This is a genomic window from Synechococcus sp. LTW-R (assembly GCF_014217875.1).
GTDB lineage: Bacteria > Cyanobacteriota > Cyanobacteriia > PCC-6307 > Cyanobiaceae > Vulcanococcus.
The window spans coordinates 919,522-941,644 of record NZ_CP059060.1 but is presented as its reverse complement, the minus strand read 5'-3'; the positions used below and the strand labels follow the sequence as shown (position 1 = coordinate 941,644).

Here is a 22,123-nt window from a genome sequence, read left to right as displayed (position 1 = left end):
TTGATCTAGGCCCGCTGGGCACTCATGGCCTTGTAGCCCGGGTACTGATGTTCAGCGATGGTCCGCGCTTCGGCTTGGGTGTGGGCCTGCACGTGCACCTGCAGGGTCCGCCCTTTGTCGATCAGCTTCACCGCCCAGGTGGCTTGGGCCATGGCCCTCAGTCCCCGCCGCTGAAGTTCAACACCAGATCGCCGAGGTCATCGCGCTCGATCGTGAACTTGAAGGAATCCACCGTGCCGCTCCAGACCCCTCCATCGGGGTCGGCGGATTCGCCGTGCTGTTGGGAGACGTCGTGGTCAAAGAGCTGCTCGAAGACATGGGCCGCGACGATCGCCGCCTGGTCCTCATCCATCTCATCGAGCTCATGGGGCTCGACCGTGCAGCCCTCCAGGGTTTCGGCATCGAGCACATTCCCCGATCCCAGATCCTCCACTAGGGCCAGCAGTGCGTCGTCCATCGCGTCAAGGTGCCTGCCTTCATGGTGAATCCCGGAGCGCCGGCCGTCCAGGGTTTTTTGGATGCAAATCCAGGCGCCCTCGCCAACATGGAGGCAGTGCTCTGGCTCCCGGATGCGACGTCTCACCTCGCTGGCCGGGATCGCCCTGGCTCTCGCCTTAAGCGGTTGCGGTGGCTCCCCCAAGACCACGGCCACGGGCGCACCGCGGGTCACCGCTCCGATCACGATCGAGATCGACCAGGCCATCCCCGCCAAGAGCAAGGGGGTGATGGTGCGCGGCGATGAGCGCACGACCTTTCAGGTGGGCTTCGGGCGCCTGGGTGTGACCTGCGCCAAGACCCGCTTTGAAGAGGGCTATACCCCCCTCGGCCGCTTCAAGGTGAACGCGATCCTGAGCAAGGACCGCTTTGAGATGGATCCCAAGCTGATCGCCCAATCCGGCAAGAGCAAGGCCGAGCTTGAGGAGACCCTCTTCAAGAACATGAATTCCATCGACTTCAAAGGCGATGGCGAGGTCGCTGAATACGGGATTGGCTACATCAGCCTGGAGCCGATCGACAGCGTCAAGCAGCCCTTTGCCTTCAACACCTACGACGGCAAATTTCGCTGGTACAGCTTCGCGATCCACGGCAGTAATAACGAGAAGCGGATCGGTGAGCAGGTCACCGGCGGTTGCCTGAACGTCGCGGAGCCCACCTTGAAGGTGATGCTCACCTCGGTGCAGCTCGGTGATGAAGTCGAGGTGAAGACCGATGGACCCTGCACCCCTTAGGCCGCTGCCTATCGATCACTCACAGCGCTTGCGCAGCCTTTGGACAGCCTGGTTCCTTTGCCTGCTGTTTCACACCGATCTGGGATTGATGCCTCTGTTTCATGGCCTCTCCCCGGAGATCGAGAGCCATGTCGCCCCTGAACGTCTGCCTCTGGTGTTCAGGGCGATGTTGGTCTACTTCCTCGTTCCGCTTGGGGCCTATGTCCTGACGAGCTATGCATCCAGTGCACCCGGCTGGCGGCGCTGGCGTTGTTTTCAGTTCGGCCTGAGCGTGGTCTACACCCTCACCAACGTTGCCCATTTCCTCGTCGACATCCTGATTCTTGATTCCCGCTCGGATCAGGTGCTGTTGATGGCGGTGATGTTGCTCCTCGGATTGTTGATCAATGCCGAGAGCTGGCGCTGGTGCCGCTCCAAATCGTCGTGGCACATTTGAGGCAGTGCCCCTGAGCTGCGATGCCCCTGATCAACGTCCGCACGTCGTTGCCTGAGGTGGCCGATGCCGCTGGGCTGCTCCAGGAACTCTCCGCGGCCTTGGCCCAGCAGACCGGTAAGCCGGAGTCCTATGTGATGACGCTGCTCGAGACCGCGGTGCCGATGACCTTCGCGGGCAGCACCGAGCCGTGCGCCTACATCGAGATCAAGTCCATCGGTGCCCTCAAGCCCCCCGCGATGACCGCCGCCTTCTGTGAGCTGATCGAGGCGCGCACCGGCATCCCCGCCAAGCGGATCTACGTGGCCTTTGAAGACGTCAAGGCGAGCAGCTGGGGCTGGAATGGCAACACCTTTGGCTAGTGCGTTGCGTTGATCGAACCCAGCTAACGCGGATCAGTCCAACGCCGCCCGCACCTTCTTGACCGCGAGGCCGGCTTCGGTGGCGGTGCCCCCGGCCAGCAGCAGCAGGCCGATCAGACCCACCAGTTGGTTCTGGGCTTCGGCGGCGGGTTCGGTGTCCTGACCGAGCACGGCTCCGGCGACGAACCAGGCGGTGGCCAGGGCCGAGGTGATCCAGTAGGCCTTCCACCGGCGCTGGTAGAGGTAGCCCGCCCCCAGGCCCGGTACCACGTTCAAGAGCACCGCCACCCAGCCAGCGGAGGCGGCCAGGATTTGTTCGCGGCTGGGCATGACGGGATGACGTTGGGGCGCAGACCCTAGGCAATCCACTGCAGAGCCACCGTTCGCTGACGCGGTCCGTCCAGTTCCACCAGGATCACGTCTTGATAGGTGCCCAGCACGGGCTTGCCGTCTTGGACCGCGACCATCACCTGGTTGCCCAGCAGCAGTCCCTGCGGGTGGGCGTGGGCATTGCGCGGCTCATCGGCCGGGATGTTCGGCCGAAGCTCGAGGTCGTTGTGTTTCCAGGGACGCTGGGCTGGGGCGATCTCCGCGAGCCAGGCCTCCAGGTCCCAGATCAAGCGCTCCTCCATCTCGTTGACGATCACGGCCGTCGTCGTGTGCTGCCCGCTGATCAGCACCGTTCCGTCCTGGGTGCCTTGCTGGGCGATGAAGCGCGTCACCGCCTCGGTGAGGGCGATGCACTGAAAGGGGTGTTGCGTGGGGATCTGCAGGCGTTCAACGGTCATCACGGCACCCTCTGGCTACGGTCAGCATGAGCTGTGGAAGGGGCGATGGAGCGTTGGCGGTCCTGCCCAGCCCTCGCCGAGAAAGACGAGGCGTTTCTGACTGCGGTCGCGGATTACCTCGCCCAGCTCGATGCACTCTCGGAGCAGCAGCGCCGCTGTCTGGCGCTCTTTAAAGCCGCGGAATTGGTGAATGCCTTGATTCAGATCAAGGAGCGGCGGGAGGCTGAGGATCGGGTCGGCCCGGAATTGGCTCAGCGCTCCTTTGCTCTGGTGCGCGCTGTGATTCGCAACCGCAGCCTTCCCTATGCCGGCAGCGAGAGCGACTGCCTGAGGGATCCGCAACTGACGGCGGTCATCGATGAGGGCTGCCGTTTGTTCCATCTCGGCAAGACGAACCAGGAGCTCTATCAACAAGCCCTGGCTCTCTCGGCGGCCCAGTGCCTGGCCCTGCAGGATGAGCTGGGGCCTGCCCTTGATCAGTACCTGCAGGGCACCGGCCTAGCCGTTCCTGAGACGTTGGTCGCTGCGGTGCGCGCCAGTTTTATCGACGCCTACCGCAGCTAGAGCCGTCGTCAGGCCGCCACAGCTTTGCGCTGCTGGTTGGCGTAAACGGCCGCACCGGCCGCGACCAGGGTCAAGCCACCGCTGACCGCCAGGAAGACCAGGGTCTGCAGCAGCAAGAGGAGCGTGCCGAGGGCGGAGAAGGCCGTGATCCGGATCTTGGCCTTGATCAGCAGGGTGAGCAGCAGAACCACCGTTGCCTTCAAGCCGAGGATCTTGGCTCCCGTGATGGGGCAGAACGGATTGATCAGCATCGTTGGAGCGTCACTCACCCCATGCTGCTGCGGGGGGCTTCTGAGCGCGAGTTCTCAGCCGCCGTTGCAGTAGCGAACGGCCTCTGCGGTGCTCTTGCCGCTGCTGACGATCTCTTCAACGCAACCGTTAAAGGCTTTGCTCTCTTGCTTGATCGAGCAGAGGCCCACGGCAATCGCCGCCAGGGAGATCGCGGAGACGACGGTGGCGGAGATCTGAACGATCCCGTAGGCCAGCATCGCTTTCTTCTTGCCGCCGCACTGGGTGTTCGTGGCGTTCTCGTCGGCCATTGGCTTGCCTGGATGGCCCTCAACGCTATGGAGACCAGCCCGGCCGGTGCGACGCGGATAGCCGACCCACGGCGACGCCAACTGACCACTCTTGGATGATTTGGTCTCCGGGGCAATGGGCATTAAGCCCGATTGCCTTCCCCCTCGGTCCGCCCGACGCTATGGCCATCGAGATCGGAGACGCCTCTGATGGCCGACACTCCACCCAACCAGATGTCAGGAGCGAGCTGACTGAAGGCGCCTGCTCCAACAGTCTTCTCAAACCGTGAGCGGGCCGTCAGATCAAACAAACGTGAGCGTTTGAGCTGTCGGCACTCCATCTGCACCGCCACAGGTGCCCCAAGGAGTCACCCCTGCTCCACACCTGGACACCTGGCCCCAGGTGACCTCCCTCAGCAGCTCCGCCCCCTCTTTCGTTCCCTTACGAAACGGGTGCTCCCCATGCATGAACGAGCGCGTTAGGCCGTCTCTTCCATCCGGAAGGGGCGGCCTCCGTCTTGTCTGGGTCGCGCTGCATCGTTTCCTTAAACAGTCATCCAGAGGGTTGAACTCCCGTGGGAGGTTGGCCCCAATTGAGCGATGAACCGTGGGATTGCTTTGGGAGAACCTGGCCAAGCAGCTCGAGAGCGTCCGGGCCGCCGCCCCTGTGGTCTCCGCTGATGCCGGCGCCTCCCGGGAAGCGCGTCTGAAGGCAGCTCTTAAGGCCGTGGAGAACTCTGGGAACACGATGATGATCGAGTCCCTTAAGGCCGCCATGGAAGGACGCGAGGCCAAGATGGAACTGCCCCCTGTGGCCAGTGGGCCCGCGGCCTTTCTTGAAACCCTCAAGGCTCAATCGACCAAGGGCTGAGCAACGTTGACGACCTGATTCCCGGTGACCAGTGGAAGCAGAGAACGACCAAACGATTGACCTGTCGATCGATATCAATACGGCTCGACTGCTGCAGAAGTCGGTCAGCTTCCATCTCGAACGTTGGGCCGGTGCTCCTGATCCAAGGGAGCAGGAGCAGCTTCAGAAGTTGAAGAATCTCTTCTCGGCGATCCTGATGGAATTCACCTACGAGGGCCCAGACGGCCAGCGTTAGTCAGGAGGCGCCGGATTTTTTGCTGACGGGGGCGCCGCCATTGCAGAAATTCGCTGCGATGGCGTTGGCGTGCTGCTTGAGCTGCGGACGGCTCTCCAGCAGGTAGGTCACGCTGGTGTCGTAGCAGCGATTCCAGCGGGCGGCCTGACCGCCGATGGAGGCCAGGGAGATCGCGGCGGAGACGGCGCAGACGGTGCCGACCAGTCCAAGCACCGGGAAGAGATGGGCGTTGACCATCTCGCGCACATCGCGTTGGTTGCCGGACGTACCCATCGCCAAAAGTCCTTCGTGGAACCGCTCCAGTCTGCTGAGGAATGGCTGGTCCGCTTCAACCGCGCCGTTTGCGCTTGTCCCGCTCCCGCCGGTTGGCCTTGCGGGTGCCGCCGTATTGGTAGCCGGGCTCTTGGCTTTGGCGTTGCCAACAGCTCGGGCAGGCGAAGCGCCAATTGGTGTCGGCTTGCGTTCGAATCCTGTACTGGAGCTCCCCGGCTTGCTGACAGAAATCGCAGTTCATGGCTGGCTGAAGGCCATCCACCAGCCGCTGCCGGGCCCCTCCACCATCCAGCGCCGTCCCCAGTTGCGCTCCGAATAGCGCTGGGCTTTTCCGCTGCCGATGGTGGTTGTGACATAGCCACCGCCGACCAGATCGGGTTCCCCGTTCGGGTCATGCATCAAGACAGTCCACTCGCTTGGATCCCAACCAATGGCGACACTCCAGTGCCCGACACCCGTGGGTTCTTCGACCGGCCCCTGGTGCAGCCAGCCGACCGGGGCTGGGATGCCGTGCTCCAGTTGAGCAATGAGGTCGTCGATGGTTCCGTCTTGGCGGAACTCGGCCGTCAGTCCGCAGGTCTCAATCGCCTGGAGTTGGGCGGAGGCCTCCGTGCTCTCGCCATAGCGCTGCACGATCGCGAGGTATTGGTCGTCGATCTGGCCGCCGGCCCTGAAGCTGCCCGGCCGCAGGAATTCCACGGCCATGGCGCAGCTCGAGCTGAAGCACATCCGCGGGCTATGGGCCGGGGCGCTGTTGTTCTGGCAGCAGTAGGGCACCGCCAGGACCGTCGGAGTCAGGCGTTCTGCGTGTCGGATCTCGGCCGCTCGGCGCTCGATCAAGCCTGGCAGGGGATGAATCCAGCGGGGCAGTTCCTCGCGGATCACCCGCGCGGCGGACTCCCCAGCGAGCAACCGCCGGCGGAGCGTCGATCGCCCCAGGGCCCCCGCACCGACGTTGAAGCAGAAGCTCAGCATTGCCTCCCATTGCCCTTGGGTCAGGGGCACGTCCTCCAGCAGGGTCTCGAGGGCGCGCTGGCTGTGGGCCAGGTCCGCCCGCAGCCATGCTTCGGCCTGCGCCTGCGTGATCACCAGGTCGGGGACGACCTCCGCTCCGGTGTGGCCATAGCCAATCGTCCAGGGTGCGTCGCCGCTGCCGGGATCGGGGTAGGCCTCCAGCCGGCAGCCCTCGAAGCGTTTGAGCAGATCCAATCCGGCCGCGCTGATCTCCATGGCGAAGGGGTGAAAAGACCCTGAAGGGTTCCGCCCCGATGGCTATCGATGTTGCAGACGGGGCCCCAGGGCGCCCTGGATCATGGAGCGATGAGCCCGATCTTTCCCTGCCGGGGGTGCGGAACCTTCATCGAGCGTTCCACCCAGCACTACCGCCGCGTCCAAGGGCAGGTTCTCTGCTCGACCTGCCTTGATGCCCAGGCGGTGGGGCGGCCTTCCTTTCGCCAGCGGTTGCGGCAACGCTTCGCTCGGCTGATGACGGGAAACTTGCCAAAGACCAGCTAACCTAGTACACCTGTACTGCGGATGCGGTGCGGTGATGGAGGAGGCCTGGCTGAAGGATCCCAGGGCCGGTTGGCAGGTGCGGTTCCACAAGGACCAGCGCACCTGGGGGCGCGAGACCTGGGTGTTTGTGGACACGGGCAAAGCCATGCCCGATCATCTGCCGCTGCTCAAGGAGCGCTATCACCTGCGCCGCGCCGATGCCCGTGTGCTCTGGGAAGGGCTGATGGCCCAAGGCTGGCTCAAGACCCGGCCGGCCTGGGGTGTCTACGCCGAGCCCTAGGCAAGAAAAAGCCCCGCCGGAAGGCGGGGCTAGGGGTCAGGAACGATCCGGGCGTCTGTCCTCGTTTCGACTCCGGATGGAGTTCCTCACTCCTCACACGAAACAAATATCCCGCTTAGGCGGCTCTGCGCCAGATGCAGGTGTGCGGAGATGTGACTGACACCCCCTGGGGATGGGCCATGAAAAAAGCCGGTCACCAGTCCGGCTTTGTTCTCCCTGTGCCCCTTTGTCATGGCTCAGGTCTGCTCGTCAGTGCGATGAGCCGAAGTACCGATGCGCCATCGACGCGCATCTAGGAAGCTGCTGATTCACCTGTAGACGGAAGCCATGGGATTGATCCGCCTCGTGTCCCTGTTGGTCTTTGGCCTGGCGGCCATGGGTTTGGTGCTGGCTGACCTCTAGGCCCGGAACCCTCCGGTGTTCAGTCACGGAACACCGATGGACTCTCGTCGTTTAGTCGTTTGGATCTCCGCTGGGATCTTGGGCTTCCAGGGCTTTGCCCTGGCCTTTGATCTCTTCAATTGCACGGCCTTGACCTGGGTGCAGTTGCATCGCTCGATTCCCCTCGAGCCATGCAAACGGCCCAATGGCCGCATTGATGCGGCGGTTAACCACGGGCTGAGTGTGCTCGCGGGGTTGGCCTTGGGCAGTCAGGCCAAACCGGCTCCATAACGAAGAGGTTGGCGATCGCCAGGACCCTGCGCATCCTGCAAACAGGGCACGGCTTGGGCTTGTGGTGGGGATCAATCGACGGGCCGCATGGCTCGCTCCGTTGCGCTGGTTTCTGCGGCAGAACCTCGCCGTTCAGATCCTCGAGGGCCTCGTGGCCGGAATCCTGGTGGGCCGCTTGCTGCCCGCTACGGCCTTGGCGCCGTTGAGCGACTTAGGCGATGGCTTCATTCGGCTCTTCCAGATGCCGGTCTTGCCCTTTTTGAGCATTTCCTTGATCGCCGGTGTGGGGCGCCTGCAGCTCGGGCAGGCCAGTCGCCTGCTCGGCCGCTCGGCCCTGGTGCTGCTCTGTTTTTGGTTGGTGGTGCTGCTGGCGGTGCTGCTGGTGCCCTTGGGCTTCCCCAGCTGGCATGACGCCTCCTTCTTCAAGCCGAGCTTGCTCCAGGCCCCGAAGCCCCTGGATCTCACCGAACTCTTCATCCCGGTGAATCCCTTCGCGGCCTTCGCCGAGACCCAGATCCCGGCGGTCGTGCTCTTTTCCTTGGCCCTCGGGATCGCCCTGATTGCGGTCCCGAGACGTCAACCGTTGATCGACGTCTTTGACCGGATCGCCGAGGCCCTGCTCGGCATCTCAGCCTTTGTGGCCCGTTTCACCCCGCTGGGGGTCTTCGCGATCCTGGGGACGGCGACGGCCTCGATCGAGAGTTCCCAGTTGCCGCGCCTGGCGGTCTATGTCGTGCTCCAGGGGGGCATCGCGCTCTTGCTGACGGGTTTGTTCTTGCCCCTGGTGATCGCGGGGGTGACACCGATCCCCGTGCGCCAACTGCTGCGCAGCTTCCGCACCCCGCTCACGATTGCCTTTGCCACCGCGAACATGCTCGTGGTGTTGCCCCTGTTGGTGGAGCTCTCCAAAAAGCTCCTCTACGACGCCCGCGCCGCCCACGTTGCTCCTGGGGTGAGTGAGCAGGAGCTCAAGGATCAGGTGGATCTGCCCGTAGAGGTGCTCGCGCCGCTCGCCCTGGTCTTTCCGGACATGGGCCGACTGCTGTCGTTGGCCTTTGTGCCCTTCGCAGGCTGGCTGACCGGCAACGGCATCAGCCTCCAGGAGATGCCGGGCTTTTTGATCACGGGTCTGGCCAGCTCCTTTTTGGAGGGGATCTTGGCGATGACCTTTCTGCTCGATCGCATGGGGCTACCCAGCGATCTGGTGCAGCTCTACATCGCCATCGACCAATTGGCGGTGGCCCGCCTCGGCACGCTCCTCGCCTGCATGAGCGTGATCGCCTTGGTGATCATCGGCACGTGGGTCTCGCTCGAGGGCTTCCCCAAGCGTTTCGCCCGTCTCGTGCCGGCGGCCACCGCCCTGGCGGTTTTTCCTGGTTTTGTGCTCTTGAGCCGCGCCGGCTTTCAGCTGCTGCCCAAACCAGGCAACAGCGATCGCGATCAGCTGATGCACCAGGACTTTGCCCTGGCCAAGGGCCCTGCGCCAGTGGTGCCGGGCTGGAGAGCGGTGAATCAGCCGGGCAACTGGCAGGCGATTCGCCGAGCCAACGCGATCCGCTACTGCGTCCATGAGCAGGACTACCCGATGGCCTATCGCAACGCCGATGGCGCCTTGGTGGGAGCCGATGTCGAGATGGGACTGCTTTTCGCCAAGCAGATGAAGCTCAAGCCCAGCTTCGTCTTGATCAATCGCATCGGCAAAGAGAACGACCCCCGCCCCGATGGTGTTGAGGCCCTGGAGCGGGGCTACTGCGACATGAAGCTCTCTAGTGATGTGATGGCGCCAATGCAGGCGGCCCGCACCCGCTACACCAACTCACACCTGACCTATGGCGTGGCCCTGCTCATCCGCGGCCAAGCCCTGAGCAGCAAGCGCGAATGGAGCGACCTCGTGGAGGTCAAGGGCCTGCGGGTGGGCCTGGGCTTTGACGCCCCCTTCCTGCTGCGGCTGGTGAGTGGTTGGTTGCCCCAGGCCAAATTCATCAGTGACCAGGGCACCGCTGAACTGCTGAAGGCACTTCAGGCGGGACGGCTCGATGCGGTTTTGGTCACCGCGCAGCAGGGGGCCTCCTGGAATGTGCTGCAACCCAACCTGACCTTGCTGGTGCCCCAGCCGCTCAAGAGCCTGCCGGCGGCGCGGCAGCTGCCCTGGGACAGCGCGGCCTTAGCCGGCGTCTGGAATTCCTGGTTGCGCTTCCAGGACATGGATGGCACCCGGCAGACCGTGTATCGCCATTGGGTGGAAGGGGTCGAGCTACGTAAAAACAAAGATTGAGTCGGCCGCTTGCCAAGCACGGGAAACCGTCGCCCCGGTCACACCCAACCAGCTTCACAAGGCTTTACAGTCTCCACACGTTTCGTAACGACGCCTCCAATGGCTGACTCCAACACCCGTTTCGGCTTCGTCAACTTCGCTGAGACCTGGAATGGCCGCCTGGCCATGATGGGCTTCGTGATCGGCCTGGCCACCGAACTGCTGACCGGCCAGGGCATCCTGACCCAAATCGGCCTCGGCTGATCGCCGCAGCCATCGGCACAACAAAGCCCCCGGCGTTCAGCGCCGGGGGCTTTTTACTGTCTGGAGCGTGGAGCGCCCGCTCAGGGCTGCCAGTCGGCAGCCGGGGGTTCCTTGTCGCTCTCCTTCAAGGACGGGAACAGCTCGCGGATGGCCGACGTCAGGGTTGAGCGGGCTTCCTGTCGGAAGGACTCAGCGGCATCGGCGGGCAGCACCGGATAGCTGGTCTCGCTGTTGCCATCCCCGCGCAGGGGTTTCCAGCTGGTCTTCTCGTTGCGCTTGAGCTCTTCGAGGACATCCACGAAGCCGAACTGGGCGACGCGGCCCGCGGCGGCCGCCTTGCCGGCGAGCTGCTCGCGAACGGCGATCAGTTCCTTGGCCTTCAGGGTGTCAGGCAGACCCAGGACCGGCTGGTAGTAATCGATGGCCCGCAGCTCTTCCTGCAGGAGGATCGGCCAGGCGGCCACTTCGCTCTCACCCAGGCCAGCGGCGCTATCGCTTGTCGCCATGGCATCGCGGTAGAAGGCGAGCCAGCGGTAATAGGACTTGTCCTGGAGCTTCTTCTTCTCGGCCTTGCCGGTGACGATCTTCGGCAGGGCGGCTTCGGCCTTGCGCAGGAAGATCCGGTCCTCGCGCTCGAGGTTGATGGCGCCCCAACGGTGGCGGTATTCCCAGAGCTCTTCGTATTTACGGCAGTCTTCGGGGCTCCAGCCCAGTTCCTTCAGCTCGCCGGACCGGTGGTTCTCGCTCGTCTGCACGCTTTGACGCTTGGCTTTGGGTCACCCTAGGCCGATAGGGTCAAGGCAGGCAGGCCTTCCCATGACAGACCCCACGCAGCAACTGGATCTTCAGGCGGTCGACGGTGGTCCGATCGGGGTCATGATCTGCGGCCACGGCAGCCGCAACAAACAGGCCGTCACCGAATTCGCCCAATTGGCCGAGGGGCTGCGCCGCCAGCTGCCGGACGTTCCGGTTGAATACGGCTATCTGGAATTTGCCCGCCCGATCCTGCGGGACGGGCTTGACAGCCTGCGGGCCCAAGGGGTCAAGCGCGTCCTGGCGGTGCCCGGAATGCTCTTTGCCGCGGGGCACGCCAAGAACGACATTCCCTCTGTTCTCAATAGCTACGCGGCTGAGACCGGCCTCCGCATTGATTACGGCCGGGAGCTGGGGGTGGATCTCAAGATGATCCAGGCCGCCGGCGCCCGGATCCGCGAAGCCCTTGATGGGGTCAACGCCCAGGCCGAGGTGCCCCTGGCGGAGACCCTGCTGGTGGTGGTCGGCCGCGGCTCCTCGGACCCCGATGCCAACTCCAACGTCTCCAAGGTGACGCGGATGCTGGTCGAGGGCTTTGGCTTTGGCTGGGGCGAGACCGTCTACTCGGGGGTCACCTTCCCCCTGGTGGAGCCCGGCCTGCGCCACGTGGTGCGCCTGGGCTTCAAGCGGGTGATCGTCTTCCCCTATTTCCTCTTCTCCGGGGTGCTGGTGAGCCGCATCCGCCAGCACACCCAGCTGGTGGCGGCCGACCACCCCGAGGTGGAGTTCGTGGATGCCTCGTATTTAGGGGATCACCCCTTGGTGATCGACACCTTCAAAGAGCGGGTCGAGGAGGTCGTGCGCGGCGAGACCCAGATGAACTGCTCGCTCTGTAAGTACCGCGCCCAGGTGCTCGGGTTTGAGACCGAGGTGGGTGCCCCGCAGCAGAGCCACCACCACCATGTCGAGGGGCTGATTGAGGGCTGCACCCTCTGTGAGCTCGAGTGCACCGGTGCCTGCCAACCCGACGGCATCCCCATCCCCCTGGGGCATCACCACCATCACGACCACGACCATTCCCACGATCACAGCCACGATCACGGGCACACCCACACCCACACCCCCTATCCCCACGCGGAGCACCCCCTGGGTCCGAAGACCCTTTACAAGCCGCGTCCGAAATCGGAAGAAAACCCCTCGGATTAAGCCCGCTCAGCCGTCTCGAATCCAAGCGCGTCCCACGAGACTGGCCTGCATAAGCCCTGCTGATCGTTTTTTGCTTTCCCCAGGTATCCGGGCTTTTCCCCAGGAAAAAATTGCGTTTTCCACAGCTTGCGCGACCTGCTTGCTTGCGGTAGTGCCAATCCTGGGGAATGCGTGGTTTCGTTCACTGCGCGCTTGACAGCTCTGTGGACCTGATTAGCCGACGGGTTGAGCGGCCTGGGAATCAGCTCGAGACCCTTGGCTGTGACTGCAGTCTCAGTGTGTCTCGGGCGTCGTTGTTGGCTTTGCAACACGCTTTGACGGGGGCTGTCGCTGTGTGGATTGATGGGCAACGTCGCAGGAGTGAATTGTTGGAGCGCAGCCGCTTGGATCATCAGGGTGTTGAAGGCCTGCAGGCCGTTGATGCGCACCACAAGCCCGAGCGAAAGGCGTCCGGTCACCCCTTGTTTGGTGACGACCTTGAGCGAGCTCACCTGAGCCGTTGCCTGAAACAGCCCGAGCCCGAGCCCGAGCTCGAACCGGAGTCAGAGCAGCCCCAGGGGGCCCCCCGGATCAGCCTGGAGGCTGAGGTGCCTGAAGCCCTCTTCGATGGCATGAAGGCCTTCTTGAGCAATCGCCCCGACTGGGATCAATACCGGGTGATCACCTCGGCACTGGCCGGCTTCCTCTTCCAGAACGGCTGCAGCGACCAGTCCGTCACCCAGCACTACCTGAACGGTCTCTTCGTCAGCGCTGCTGAGTCCTGAGCGCCGCCTCAGAGTTCCCCGCGCTTCAGCGCCGCTGCAGCGTGGTCACAGGCCCTCCAGGTGAGGGCCATTTCTGTGAGCGTTGGGCTCTGCCAGCCCGCACTCGGCCAGCAGCTGCCGTCGGTCACCAGCAGGTTGGGGGTTCGCCAGAGCTGGTTCCAGGGGTTGAGTACGCCCTGGTCCTCCCGCGCGGCCATCGGCGCTCCCCCGAGTTCATGGATGTAGTAGCCCGGAGGGGCCGCCCCCGGTGAGAGGGCCAGGCTCCCCTGCACGAGGGGCTCGATCAGGGGCATCACGAACAGATCCGAGAGGGGCTTGATCCGGCCCCCGGCGGAGCCAACGACCGCCTCCATGCGCTCGCCCATGTGGGCCACCATCGCCTCCTCATTCGCCCCCCAGCGGCAATCGATGTGGGCGATGGGAAGGCCCCAGGCATCCCGGCGCTCCGGGTGAAGGCTGACCTGGTTGTGGCCCTGGTTGAGGACCTCGCCATGGCCGATCAGGAAGCCCACGGCGCTACCCCGCTCGCGCATCAGCAGTTGGGGAGGGTCAAAGCGTTGAATGCCGCACCAGAGTCCGTAGCCCCGTTTGAACGAGCGGGACTCCAGGGTGTTCGGGATAAAGCAACTGCCCGCCCCCGAGAGTTCGCTGTGGCTCGGGGCCGGCTGATCGGGGATGGAGAAGAAGCAGCTGCGGGAGATGTGATCCATCAGCCCCCGCCCGAGCTGGCCGCTGACGTCCTCCAGGCCGCTCTGCTGCTGGGAGTGCAGCAGCAAGCGCAGGCTTTCGATGGTGCTGGCGCAGAGCACCACCAGCGGGGCCTTGGCGCAGAAGTGCTCGCCGCTGGCGCCATCGATGGCTTCGACGCCTTCGGCGCGGCCGCTGGCGCGATCGATCAAGACATGGCTGACGACGCTGTTGCTGCGCAGCTCCACCCGTCCTGTGGCCAGGGCGATCGCCAGGGCGCCGCCCTGGGAGCAGGAGCGCGGCCAGCGGGTCTGGGGGCTGCGGTGCAGCTCAAAGCCGCGGGAGTGGATCAAGGGCAGCTCCAGGTCCCGCTGGATGGAGCGGCCCAGGTGCTCCTCCGCCGGCGTCAGGGGCATCGGCGCCTGGAACTCCCCGTCGGGCAGTTGGGGCAGGCCGTCGCGCTGGCCCTTGATCGCCAGGAGGGTTTCGAGCCGGGCGTACCAGGGGGCGAGGTCGCTGTGGCCGATCGGCCAATCCATCCCATGGCCATCCCGGCTGGCCCCCTTGAACTCGTAGTCGGAGAGCCGCAGGGTGATGCCTCCCCAGGTGAGACTTTTGCCCCCCACTTGTCTCCCCCGGGTCCAGAGGAAGGGGCGATCGCCGGGGGTGGAGTAGGGGTTGCGCTGCTCATCGACGAACAGCTCCGGGTTGGCTTTCCAGTAGCCGGGGTGATTCGCGGCGATGCGCTGCCGGCCGCTGCTGATGTTGCTGAGGCGTTTCAGGCTGTTGAGCGGCTCGCTGCCAAAGGCCCGCTTGGCGCTGAGCTCTGGGCCCGCCTCTAGGACGAGAACCCGCATCCCCGCTTGGGCGAGGGCCATGGCTGCCACCCCTCCGGTGGCCCCGGAGCCGACGACGATCGCGTCAGGGTTGCTTGCAGCCATCAGGGTTTCAGCCATCAAAAAAGCCCCGGCGCTTCAGAGAAGGCCGGGGCTTTTGGAGTTGGTGGCGGGGGGCGGATTTGAACCACCGACCTTCGGGTTATGAGCCCGACGAGCTACCAGACTGCTCTACCCCGCGGCGACCCCAGAAACTTACAGCACAGCGGATCCCTCCGGCAATGGAGCCAGGATGGATGGAGCCGATTGCTCCCATGGCGCTGCACCTGCTGCTGGATTCGGCCGACGTCAACGCCTGGGATGCGTGGTTGCCGACGGGCCTCTTTGCTGGGGTGACGACCAACCCGACCCTGCTGAAGCGCGCCGCTCAGCCCTGCCGGCTGGAGCACCTCCATGGCTTGGCTGACCGGGCCCTGGCCCATGGCGTCCAGGAGCTGCACCTACAGGCCTGGGGCAGCGACCTGGTGGGCTGCGGCCGCGCCCTCGCCGCGATCGCCCCGGAGCGGATCTGGGTGAAGCTGCCGATCACCCGCCACGGCCTGGACGCGGCCCGGACCCTGCAGCAGGAGGGTTGCCGGATCACCTTGACGGCCTGCTATGAGCCCCAGCAGGTGCTCTTGGCGGCGGCCCTGGGTGTTGATTACATCGCGCCCTATCTCGGGCGCATCAGCGACCTCGGCCGCGACGGCCACGCCGAGCTGATCCAGATGCAGCGCTGCATCGATGCGCTGGGCTCCACCCTGCGCCTGCTCGTGGCAAGCCTGCGCGGCCCCTCCGACCTGCCGCGCCTGGCGGCCGAGGGATTGAACACGTTCACGATCAGCCCAGCCATTGCCGAGGGCCTCTTCAGCGTCGAGGCCACCGAGGCGGCGGCGGCCCAATTCGAGCGGGATGCGCTCTAGTTGCCGTTGTCGAAGCGCAGTTCGCCGCTGACCTCGAGCTTGACCGCGGTGTTCGGCACAAGGAACTGAGCGCTGAGCTCCTCCAGGGTCATCGGGGTGAGCCACTCGAGCTGTTGCATCAGGTGCAGGGCGACGGCCTGCTTGGCCCGCCGGGCGCCGTCCTCGACCTTGATCGCCAAGCCCAGCCCTTCGCCGACGCGGCTGAGGCATTGGATGCCTTCGGCTCCGCCCTTGCTCAGCACCTGACCGTGGCTGCTGCGCATCACGGCCGTGTCAAAACGGCCTTCGCCCGCCACCAGGTCGGGGTGGGCCAGCATCGAGCGGCAGAGGCGCTCCAGCTCCGCGTGTTGACCGGCGCCGAGGTGGGCAAAGAGCAGGGCCATCTGCGCCAGCTGCAGCTGCAGGGTCGGCGCGCCGCAATCATCGCGGGCGGTGATCAGTTCGGCGGCGGGCATCCCGAGCAGTTCGCCGACGCGCTTGAGCACCTGCTGCTGCAGTGGATGTTCGATCTGGAGATAGGTCTCCAGGGGCCACTGCATCTTGCGGCAAGTGGCCAGGAAGGCGGCGTGCTTGCCGGAGCAGTTGTGCTCGAGCGGACTCTGGCGGCCCGCCGGGGTCGGGCATTGCAGTTGCTCGCTCTCCAGGTCGGCCTTCCAGAGGATCTTGAAGGCTTCGCGGGCCTGGCCGGCCTCGCCGGCATGGGAGGCGCAGGCGATGGCCAGGGCGCGGTCGTCGTGCTCGCCCAGGTCAGCGGCACCACTGCTGACGAACACCTGGGCTTGGAAGGGTTTGAGGGCCGAGCGGATGAAGCTCAGCTGTTGCGGATCTCCAGCGCGCATCAGGATCCGGCCGCGCTGGTCGCAGACCACGGCATGGACGCGGTGCAGCGATTCACCGATCCCATTGCGGGTCAGGCGCACCTCAAGGGGAGGCACCCCAGGGCGGCTGCCGAAGCTGCTGGAGAAGGTCATGTCAGAGAGCCTGACAGAGGCCGGTGGCGAGCAGGAGCAGTCCAACTGTGGTGGCCAGGGCCAGCTGGATCTGGCGCAGCACCGGTTTCACCTCATGGGTGGCCACCAGCAGGTCCTGTTGCCGCCAAGCCAGTGGTTTTTCCCAGACTTGACCGTCGTACCAACCGGATTCCTCGTACTCCACCTGGGTCGAGGTCAGGCGCCGCAGCACGGTTCGCCAGCCCAGCCATTGACGGGTGAGCATCAGCAGCGGCACCACGCAGGCCCCAGCTGCACCGGCGGCGGTCAGGGCGGCGGGGTCATGGCGCAACTGAAAGCTCCCCGTGGCCAGATAGAGGGTGAGCGGCATCGCGATCAGCCAGCTCTGGATCAGCGGCTGGGCGATGTTCTTTTGGGCCCAGGCAAAGAACAGGGAGTTCTGCAGCTCCTTGTATTGCTCGAGGGGACGCTGTTCAGGGGGGACCGGACAGGGCGTGTTGCTGCTGAGCCCCTGCGATGGATCGCTGCCAGCCATGGCGTGTTCTGCTCAGGCCGAGCTTACGAAGCTCTCCTTCTCACCGTGGCCCCAGAAGGACTCCAGGTCGTAGTAGCTGCGCTCATCGGGGGTCAGGCAATGAACGATGACCTCGCCGTAATCGAGCAGCACCCAGCGGCCCTCGTTTTGTCCTTCCTTTCGGAGGGGCAGGCGGCCGGTGTGTTCCTCCAACTTGTCCTCAACGGAGCGGGCCATGGCGCGCACCTGGACATCGGTGAAGCCACTGGCAATGACGAACCAATCGGCAATCGAGGAGATCTCCTCGACGCGGATCAGGACGATGTCGGTCGCCTTGCGGTCGTCGCAGGCATCGGCGGCCAGCATGGCCAGGGCTTTGCTGTCGTCGAGGTCGAGCCGGGGTCGGTTGGGGTCGGGACTGGGCTTGGTGGCTTGGGCCTCAGCCATAAACGTTCTCGCTGCTCACGGAGTGACGGGAGCCCTGTTGCTGGGCCATCTCGGCCCGGGCTTTCCCTGCACTCTTGCGCAGCGCCTCCAGCCGGTCTTCATAGAAGCCCCGCTTCTTCTTCTTGCGGGTCTGCTCCACCAGTTCCTTGAGGGCGCCGCCGAGGCTCTTGTAAGCGTTGGGCAGGGTGTAGCCGAAGCGGCAGGCCAGATCGATCGCCCGCTCATCGGCGGCGATGGCGTCCTGCAGGCGCTTCTCGGAGTTGTTCTTCAGATAGAGGCGATAGCCGGCAAAACCGGACAAGCCCAGGGCCATGAGCAGCAGCAGGCCGTCTTGGACCCAGAGCTCACCGATGGCGCCACCCAGGCCGATGGCGAGCGCGGCCATCTCCCAGCCGTCGCGGGGCACAGAGTCGTTCTGAATCCGCCCCACCTCGTGCCAGAAGAGGAGGTTGCGGTGATCGATCGCCAGGGCGTCCCACTTCTGAAGGTCGAGCTGGACCTCCACCTCATCGCGGCCGATCTCCTCGATGGTGATCAACGGCGGATCCGCTGAGGCCGCGGCTTCCACAAACACCCAGCTCTGCATCTCGGGAGGCAGCAACCCCTTCAGGCGCTGGAGTTCGCTCATGGGGGGATGCAACAGGCGTGTTGCCGACAACACTAGCCACGGCTGGATCGTTGGCTGGGTCTGGCTTAACAGCGAGGCGTTTCGACCGCGTGAGAGGCTGGATGGGTTTGGCTGCCGGCCCCCTCCTATGCCCCGTCGCACGGATCTGCGTCGCATCCTGCTGCTGGGGTCAGGTCCGATCGTGATCGGACAGGCCTGCGAATTTGATTACTCGGGGACCCAGGCGTGTAAAGCCTTGCGGGCCGAGGGATTTGAGGTGGTGCTGGTGAACAGCAACCCCGCCTCGATCATGACCGATCCGGACATGGCGGATCGCACTTATATCGAGCCCCTGACCCCGGATGTGGTGCGCCGGGTGATCGAGCAGGAGCGTCCCGACGCCCTGCTGCCCACGATGGGCGGGCAGACCGCCTTGAACCTGGCGGTTGCCCTCTCCAAGGACGGCACCCTGGAGAAGTACGGCGTTGAGTTGATCGGCGCCAACCTGGAGGCGATCGAGAAGGCGGAAGACCGGGACCTGTTCAAGCGGGCCATGGGCCGCATTGGCGTGGATGTTTGCCCGTCCGGCATCGCCACGACCCTGGAGGAGGCCGAAGCCGTTGGCGACCAGATCGGCAGTTACCCCCGCATCATTCGCCCCGCGTTCACCCTGGGCGGCAGCGGCGGCGGCATTGCCTACAACCCTGAAGAGTTCCGAGCCATCTGCCTAAGCGGCCTCGACGCCAGTCCGGTCAGCCAGATCCTGATCGAGAAGTCCCTGCTCGGCTGGAAGGAATTTGAGCTGGAGGTGATGCGCGACACCGCCGACAACGTGGTGATCGTCTGCTCGATCGAAAACCTCGATCCGATGGGTGTGCACACCGGTGACTCGATCACCGTGGCGCCGGCTCAGACCCTGACGGACCGCGAATACCAGCGCCTGCGGGACCAGTCGATCGCGATCATCCGCGAGATCGGTGTGGACACCGGCGGCAGCAACATCCAGTTCGCGATCAACCCCGCCAACGGGGACGTGATCGTCATTGAGATGAACCCGCGCGTTTCGCGGAGTTCGGCGCTCGCCTCGAAGGCCACGGGTTTCCCGATCGCCAAGATCGCCGCCCGCCTCGCGGTGGGTTACACCCTCGACGAGATCCTCAACGACATCACCGGCAAGACCCCGGCGTGCTTCGAGCCCACGATTGATTACGTGGTCACGAAGGTGCCCCGCTTTGCCTTCGAGAAATTCAGGGGCAGCCCGGCGGTGCTGACCACGGCGATGAAGTCCGTGGGCGAGGCCATGGCCATTGGCCGCAACTTCGAGGAGTCCTTCCAGAAAGCCCTGCGCTCCCTGGAGACCGGCCACGCCGGTTGGGGCGGCGACCGTCCGGACCCCAGCCCGGAGCGCTCCGAACTCGATCGCGAGCTGCGCACTCCGGCGCCCGATCGAATCTTTGCGGTGCGCACCGCGATGGTGAACGGCTACAGCGATGCCGACATCCATCGCATCTCCGCGATCGACCCCTGGTTCTTGGCCAAGTTGCGCCGGATCATCACGGCCGAGGAGCGTCTGCTGAAGGGCCAGAGCCTGGCTTCGTTGGATGCTGCGGCGCTGCTGGAGCTCAAGCAACTCGGGTTCTCCGATCGCCAGATCGCCTGGCCCACCGGCAGCAAGGAGCTCGAGGTGCGCGCCCATCGCCAGGGGCTGGGCGTCAACGCGGTCTTCAAGACCGTGGACACCTGCGCGGCGGAGTTTGCCTCCAGTACGCCGTATCACTACGCGACCTACGAGCGGCCGATGGAGCGGCTGCGGGCCGACGGCAGCCTGGAGCTGGTGCCCCCCGAATCCGAGGTTCAGCCGGAGTCCCGCCGCAAGGTGATGATCCTCGGCGGCGGCCCGAACCGAATCGGCCAGGGCATCGAGTTCGACTACTGCTGCGTCCACGCCTCCTTTGCATTGCAGGAGGAAGGGTTCGCCACGGTGATGGTGAACTCCAACCCGGAGACGGTCTCAACCGACTACGACACCTCGGATCGCCTCTATTTCGAGCCCCTCACCTTTGAGGATGTGCTGAACGTCATCGAGGCGGAGAAGCCCGAGGGCGTGATCGTTCAGTTCGGCGGCCAGACCCCGCTGAAGTTGGCGATTCCGTTGCTGCATTGGCTGCAGTCCCCCGCCGGTCAGGCCACGGGCACCCGCATCTGGGGCACCTCGCCGGAATCGATCGACACCGCGGAGGACCGCGAGCAGTTCGAAGCGATCCTGCGGCGCCTCGACATCCGTCAGCCCCGCAATGGCCTGGCCCGCAGTGAGGCCGAGGCCCGGGTGGTGGCTGATCGCGTCGGCTATCCCGTGGTGGTGCGCCCCAGCTATGTCCTGGGGGGCCGGGCCATGGAGGTGGTCTACGGCGAGGACGAGCTCAACCGCTACATGAACGAAGCGGTGAACGTCGAGCCGGATCATCCGGTCCTGATTGACCAGTACCTCGAGAACGCCACCGAGGTGGATGTCGATGCCCTCTGCGATGGCACCGGCAAGGTGGTCATCGGCGGTCTGATGGAGCACATCGAACCGGCCGGCGTCCACTCCGGTGACTCCGCCTGTGCCCTGCCCTCGGTGAGCCTGGAGCAGGAGGCCCTCGCGACGATCCGCCAGTGGAGTGAAGCCCTGGCCTTGGCCCTTCAGGTCAACGGACTGATCAACCTGCAGTTCGCGATCAAGGACGGCCTCGTCTACATCATTGAGGCGAACCCCCGCGCCTCCCGCACGGTGCCCTTCGTGGCCAAGGCCACCGGCGCCCCCCTGGCCAAGATCGCCAGCCGGATCATGTCCGGCAAAACCCTCGAGCAGATCGGTCTGACCAGCGAGCCCAAGCCCCCGCTGCAGGCGGTGAAGGAGGCGGTGCTCCCCTTCAAGCGCTTCCCCGGGGCTGACTCGATCCTGGGTCCTGAGATGCGCAGCACCGGTGAGGTGATGGGCACCGCCACCAGCTTTGGCCTGGCCTACGCCAAGGCGGAACTGGGGGCGAGTGAGGCCCTGCCCACCAGCGGCACGGTCTTCCTCTCGACCCATGACCGCGATAAGTCAGCCCTGCTGCCTGTCGCCCAGCGCCTCGATCAGATGGGCTTCCGCCTGGTGGCCACCGAAGGCACCGCCCGCGCCCTCGCGGCGGCGGGGCTCCAGGTGGAGACCGTGCTGAAGGTGCACGAGGGTCGCCCGAACATCGAAGACGCGATCCGCTCCGGCGAGATCCAGCTGGTGATCAACACCCCCGTCGGCCGTCAGGCGGCCCACGACGACAAGTACCTGCGCCGCGCCGCGATCGACTACGCCGTGACGACCGTCACGACCCTGGCCGGTGCCCGCGCTGCGGTGGAAGGGATCGCCGCCCTCCAGGCCCAGGAGATGCAGGTGCGCGCCCTGCAGGACATCCACGGCTAGGGACTCAGCTGTTCACCAAGGGCTGAATCTTGGCGATCTCCTCAGCGAGCTCCGCTCCAGCAATCTCTGTGTCGTAGGCGGCTTGAGCACGAAGCCAGTACCCAGGACTGAGGCCCAGGAAGCGGCAGAGTCGCAGGTCGGTATCCGCAGTGATCGATCGCTGACCGGAGACGATTTCGCTGATCCTGGATGCCGGCACCTTGATGGCCTTCGACAGTCGGTACTGGCTGACCCCAAGCGGAACCAGAAACTCCTCAACGAGCAGTTCACCTGGGGTAATAGGGCTTAGGCGATGTGTGGCAGTCATCAGTGGTAATCAACGATCTCAACGGCTTCAGGGCCGGAATCTGACCAAATAAAGCAAAGGCGGAATTGGTCGTTGATCCGGATGCTGTGTTCTCCAGCTCGGTCGCCGCGCAGTGCCTCCAGTCGATTGCCGGGGGGAATGCGCAGATCCTCCAGGCGCGAGGCAATGTCCAGCTGGCGAAGCTTGCGCCGGGCCACCCGTTCGAAGGCCTGAAAGCGGGGGATCGCCCATCCGTGAGCTAGTCGCTCGGTGTCTGCGCATCGAAACGAGCGGATCACCCGTTCATTTTAGTTCTGTTTCGCAGAAGTATTGGTTCCTGCTCCCATGGCTTCCACGCTATGGGCTGCGTGGAGCTAAGGCGTCCGTGAATTCACGGATCGCTCCATCCCC

At 64.8% G+C, this 22,123-nt stretch carries 32 protein-coding genes and 1 tRNA gene; 15 read left to right on the top strand and 18 right to left on the bottom strand.

Features of this window, described 5'->3' with window-relative positions:
* Positions 1–5: 5 nt before the first annotated feature.
* Together H0O22_RS05375 and H0O22_RS05370 are read right to left on the bottom strand one after the other, a co-directional pair.
* A complete protein-coding gene (locus H0O22_RS05375) occupies positions 6–152 on the bottom strand; it encodes a hypothetical protein (protein ID WP_185187942.1) in 147 nt (48 codons plus the stop codon).
* Positions 153–157: 5 nt separating this feature from the next.
* Entirely contained in the window at positions 158–457 is a 300-nt protein-coding gene (locus tag H0O22_RS05370; RefSeq protein ID WP_185187941.1) for a hypothetical protein, read from the bottom strand.
* Positions 458–569: 112 nt separating this feature from the next.
* Between H0O22_RS05370 and H0O22_RS05365 the strand changes: the two genes are divergently transcribed.
* From H0O22_RS05365 to H0O22_RS05355, 3 genes are all read left to right on the top strand, one after another.
* Positions 570–1,229 (top strand): L,D-transpeptidase, encoded by a 660-nt coding sequence (locus H0O22_RS05365; protein WP_185187940.1) that lies wholly within the window; start codon positions 570–572, stop codon positions 1,227–1,229.
* An 88-nt stretch (positions 1,230–1,317) separates the two neighbouring features.
* Complete coding sequence (locus tag H0O22_RS05360; protein WP_255439500.1) at positions 1,318–1,665, top strand: hypothetical protein; 348 nt, start codon at positions 1,318–1,320, stop codon at positions 1,663–1,665.
* Positions 1,666–1,685: 20 nt separating this feature from the next.
* A complete protein-coding gene (locus H0O22_RS05355; protein ID WP_185187938.1) occupies positions 1,686–2,024 on the top strand; it encodes a phenylpyruvate tautomerase MIF-related protein in 339 nt (112 codons plus the stop codon).
* A 33-nt stretch (positions 2,025–2,057) separates the two neighbouring features.
* Here the strand turns inward: H0O22_RS05355 and H0O22_RS05350 are convergent, their stop codons facing one another.
* Both H0O22_RS05350 and H0O22_RS05345 read right to left on the bottom strand, forming a co-directional pair.
* Complete coding sequence (locus tag H0O22_RS05350) at positions 2,058–2,354, bottom strand: hypothetical protein (protein WP_185187937.1); 297 nt, start codon at positions 2,352–2,354, stop codon at positions 2,058–2,060.
* Positions 2,355–2,380: 26 nt separating this feature from the next.
* Positions 2,381–2,812 (bottom strand): secondary thiamine-phosphate synthase enzyme YjbQ, encoded by a 432-nt coding sequence (locus H0O22_RS05345; RefSeq protein ID WP_185187936.1) that lies wholly within the window; start codon positions 2,810–2,812, stop codon positions 2,381–2,383.
* Between the two features lie 45 nt (positions 2,813–2,857).
* Here H0O22_RS05345 and H0O22_RS05340 point away from each other — a divergent pair, with 45 nt between their 5' ends.
* On the top strand, positions 2,858–3,376 hold the full coding sequence (locus H0O22_RS05340; protein WP_185187935.1) for a hypothetical protein: 519 nt from the start codon (positions 2,858–2,860) through the stop codon (positions 3,374–3,376).
* 8 nt (positions 3,377–3,384) lie between these two features.
* Here the strand turns inward: H0O22_RS05340 and H0O22_RS05335 are convergent, their stop codons facing one another.
* Both H0O22_RS05335 and H0O22_RS05330 read right to left on the bottom strand, forming a co-directional pair.
* The gene (locus tag H0O22_RS05335) at positions 3,385–3,645 is read right to left on the bottom strand and encodes a hypothetical protein (RefSeq protein ID WP_370521486.1); all 261 of its coding nucleotides are present in this window, start codon (positions 3,643–3,645) and stop codon (positions 3,385–3,387) included.
* 36 nt (positions 3,646–3,681) lie between these two features.
* Complete coding sequence (locus H0O22_RS05330) at positions 3,682–3,915, bottom strand: hypothetical protein (protein ID WP_185187934.1); 234 nt, start codon at positions 3,913–3,915, stop codon at positions 3,682–3,684.
* Between the two features lie 586 nt (positions 3,916–4,501).
* On the opposite strand from H0O22_RS05330, the gene H0O22_RS05325 reads away from it, so the two are divergent.
* Both H0O22_RS05325 and H0O22_RS05320 read left to right on the top strand, forming a co-directional pair.
* Positions 4,502–4,765 (top strand): hypothetical protein, encoded by a 264-nt coding sequence (locus H0O22_RS05325; RefSeq protein ID WP_185187933.1) that lies wholly within the window; start codon positions 4,502–4,504, stop codon positions 4,763–4,765.
* A 31-nt stretch (positions 4,766–4,796) separates the two neighbouring features.
* Positions 4,797–5,000, top strand: a complete 204-nt coding sequence (locus H0O22_RS05320) for a hypothetical protein (RefSeq protein ID WP_255439498.1) — start codon at positions 4,797–4,799, stop codon at positions 4,998–5,000.
* Here the strand turns inward: H0O22_RS05320 and H0O22_RS05315 are convergent, their stop codons facing one another.
* From H0O22_RS05315 to H0O22_RS05305, 3 genes are read right to left on the bottom strand one after another with little or no spacing between them, the layout of a single operon-like run.
* A complete protein-coding gene (locus H0O22_RS05315; protein ID WP_185187932.1) occupies positions 5,001–5,273 on the bottom strand; it encodes a hypothetical protein in 273 nt (90 codons plus the stop codon). It abuts the gene before it with no gap.
* Between the two features lie 55 nt (positions 5,274–5,328).
* On the bottom strand, positions 5,329–5,514 hold the full coding sequence (locus tag H0O22_RS05310; protein ID WP_185187931.1) for a hypothetical protein: 186 nt from the start codon (positions 5,512–5,514) through the stop codon (positions 5,329–5,331).
* Positions 5,511–6,503, bottom strand: a complete 993-nt coding sequence (locus H0O22_RS05305) for a lysozyme (protein ID WP_185187930.1) — start codon at positions 6,501–6,503, stop codon at positions 5,511–5,513. Before H0O22_RS05305 ends, H0O22_RS05310 begins: the two co-directional genes overlap by 4 nt.
* Before the next feature lie 90 nt (positions 6,504–6,593).
* On the opposite strand from H0O22_RS05305, the gene H0O22_RS05300 reads away from it, so the two are divergent.
* The 5 genes from H0O22_RS05300 (at position 6,594) to H0O22_RS05280 (ending at position 10,258) form a co-directional block, all read left to right on the top strand.
* On the top strand, positions 6,594–6,788 hold the full coding sequence (locus H0O22_RS05300) for a hypothetical protein (RefSeq protein ID WP_185187929.1): 195 nt from the start codon (positions 6,594–6,596) through the stop codon (positions 6,786–6,788).
* Positions 6,789–6,822: 34 nt separating this feature from the next.
* Positions 6,823–7,068: a DUF1651 domain-containing protein gene (locus tag H0O22_RS05295; protein ID WP_185187928.1), complete on the top strand. Its 246-nt coding sequence runs from the start codon at positions 6,823–6,825 to the stop codon at positions 7,066–7,068.
* 438 nt (positions 7,069–7,506) lie between these two features.
* A complete protein-coding gene (locus H0O22_RS05290) occupies positions 7,507–7,740 on the top strand; it encodes a hypothetical protein (protein ID WP_185187927.1) in 234 nt (77 codons plus the stop codon).
* A gap of 64 nt (positions 7,741–7,804) precedes the next feature.
* Positions 7,805–10,015 carry a cation:dicarboxylate symporter family transporter gene (locus tag H0O22_RS05285; protein WP_255439495.1) on the top strand — a complete coding sequence of 737 codons (2,211 nt, stop codon included), beginning with the start codon at positions 7,805–7,807 and terminating at the stop codon, positions 10,013–10,015.
* A gap of 99 nt (positions 10,016–10,114) precedes the next feature.
* A complete protein-coding gene (locus H0O22_RS05280; RefSeq protein WP_185187926.1) occupies positions 10,115–10,258 on the top strand; it encodes a chlorophyll a/b-binding protein in 144 nt (47 codons plus the stop codon).
* A gap of 80 nt (positions 10,259–10,338) precedes the next feature.
* Here H0O22_RS05280 and H0O22_RS05275 read toward each other — a convergent pair whose 3' ends face one another.
* The gene (locus H0O22_RS05275) at positions 10,339–11,013 is read right to left on the bottom strand and encodes a hypothetical protein (protein ID WP_185187925.1); all 675 of its coding nucleotides are present in this window, start codon (positions 11,011–11,013) and stop codon (positions 10,339–10,341) included.
* Positions 11,014–11,074: 61 nt separating this feature from the next.
* Here H0O22_RS05275 and H0O22_RS05270 point away from each other — a divergent pair, with 61 nt between their 5' ends.
* Complete coding sequence (locus H0O22_RS05270) at positions 11,075–12,217, top strand: sirohydrochlorin chelatase (RefSeq protein ID WP_185187924.1); 1,143 nt, start codon at positions 11,075–11,077, stop codon at positions 12,215–12,217.
* A gap of 368 nt (positions 12,218–12,585) precedes the next feature.
* Positions 12,586–12,981: a DUF2811 domain-containing protein gene (locus H0O22_RS13420; protein WP_370521485.1), complete on the top strand. Its 396-nt coding sequence runs from the start codon at positions 12,586–12,588 to the stop codon at positions 12,979–12,981.
* 8 nt (positions 12,982–12,989) lie between these two features.
* On the opposite strand, the gene H0O22_RS05260 is transcribed toward H0O22_RS13420, so the two are convergent.
* Both H0O22_RS05260 and H0O22_RS05255 read right to left on the bottom strand, forming a co-directional pair.
* Positions 12,990–14,609 (bottom strand): GMC oxidoreductase, encoded by a 1,620-nt coding sequence (locus H0O22_RS05260; RefSeq protein WP_255439494.1) that lies wholly within the window; start codon positions 14,607–14,609, stop codon positions 12,990–12,992.
* A 59-nt stretch (positions 14,610–14,668) separates the two neighbouring features.
* Positions 14,669–14,745 (bottom strand) — tRNA-Met (locus H0O22_RS05255).
* A 55-nt stretch (positions 14,746–14,800) separates the two neighbouring features.
* On the opposite strand from H0O22_RS05255, the gene H0O22_RS05250 reads away from it, so the two are divergent.
* Positions 14,801–15,466 carry a transaldolase family protein gene (locus H0O22_RS05250; RefSeq protein WP_255439493.1) on the top strand — a complete coding sequence of 222 codons (666 nt, stop codon included), beginning with the start codon at positions 14,801–14,803 and terminating at the stop codon, positions 15,464–15,466.
* Here H0O22_RS05250 and H0O22_RS05245 read toward each other — a convergent pair.
* From H0O22_RS05245 to H0O22_RS05230, 4 genes are read right to left on the bottom strand one after another with little or no spacing between them, the layout of a single operon-like run.
* The gene (locus H0O22_RS05245; protein WP_185187921.1) at positions 15,463–16,437 is read right to left on the bottom strand and encodes an asparaginase; all 975 of its coding nucleotides are present in this window, start codon (positions 16,435–16,437) and stop codon (positions 15,463–15,465) included. The two genes, H0O22_RS05250 and H0O22_RS05245, sit on opposite strands and share 4 nt — an antisense overlap.
* Position 16,438: 1 nt before the next feature.
* Positions 16,439–16,951: a CGLD27 family protein gene (locus H0O22_RS05240; protein ID WP_185187920.1), complete on the bottom strand. Its 513-nt coding sequence runs from the start codon at positions 16,949–16,951 to the stop codon at positions 16,439–16,441.
* A 12-nt stretch (positions 16,952–16,963) separates the two neighbouring features.
* Complete coding sequence (gene rsfS / locus H0O22_RS05235) at positions 16,964–17,377, bottom strand: ribosome silencing factor (protein ID WP_185187919.1); 414 nt, start codon at positions 17,375–17,377, stop codon at positions 16,964–16,966.
* Complete coding sequence (locus H0O22_RS05230) at positions 17,370–18,005, bottom strand: DUF3318 domain-containing protein (protein ID WP_185187918.1); 636 nt, start codon at positions 18,003–18,005, stop codon at positions 17,370–17,372. The genes rsfS and H0O22_RS05230 overlap by 8 nt, the downstream gene beginning before the upstream one ends.
* Positions 18,006–18,132: 127 nt before the next feature.
* Between H0O22_RS05230 and carB the strand changes: the two genes are divergently transcribed.
* Positions 18,133–21,426, top strand: coding sequence for a carbamoyl-phosphate synthase large subunit (gene carB, locus H0O22_RS05225; protein WP_185187917.1), 3,294 nt, complete (start codon positions 18,133–18,135; stop codon positions 21,424–21,426).
* Positions 21,427–21,430: 4 nt separating this feature from the next.
* Here the strand turns inward: carB and H0O22_RS05220 are convergent, their stop codons facing one another.
* Positions 21,431–21,733, bottom strand: a complete 303-nt coding sequence (locus H0O22_RS05220; RefSeq protein WP_185187916.1) for a HigA family addiction module antitoxin — start codon at positions 21,731–21,733, stop codon at positions 21,431–21,433.
* The gene (locus H0O22_RS05215) at positions 21,733–22,011 is read right to left on the bottom strand and encodes a type II toxin-antitoxin system RelE/ParE family toxin (protein ID WP_185187915.1); all 279 of its coding nucleotides are present in this window, start codon (positions 22,009–22,011) and stop codon (positions 21,733–21,735) included. The genes H0O22_RS05220 and H0O22_RS05215 overlap by 1 nt, the downstream gene beginning before the upstream one ends.
* Between the last annotated feature and the right edge of the window lie 112 nt (positions 22,012–22,123).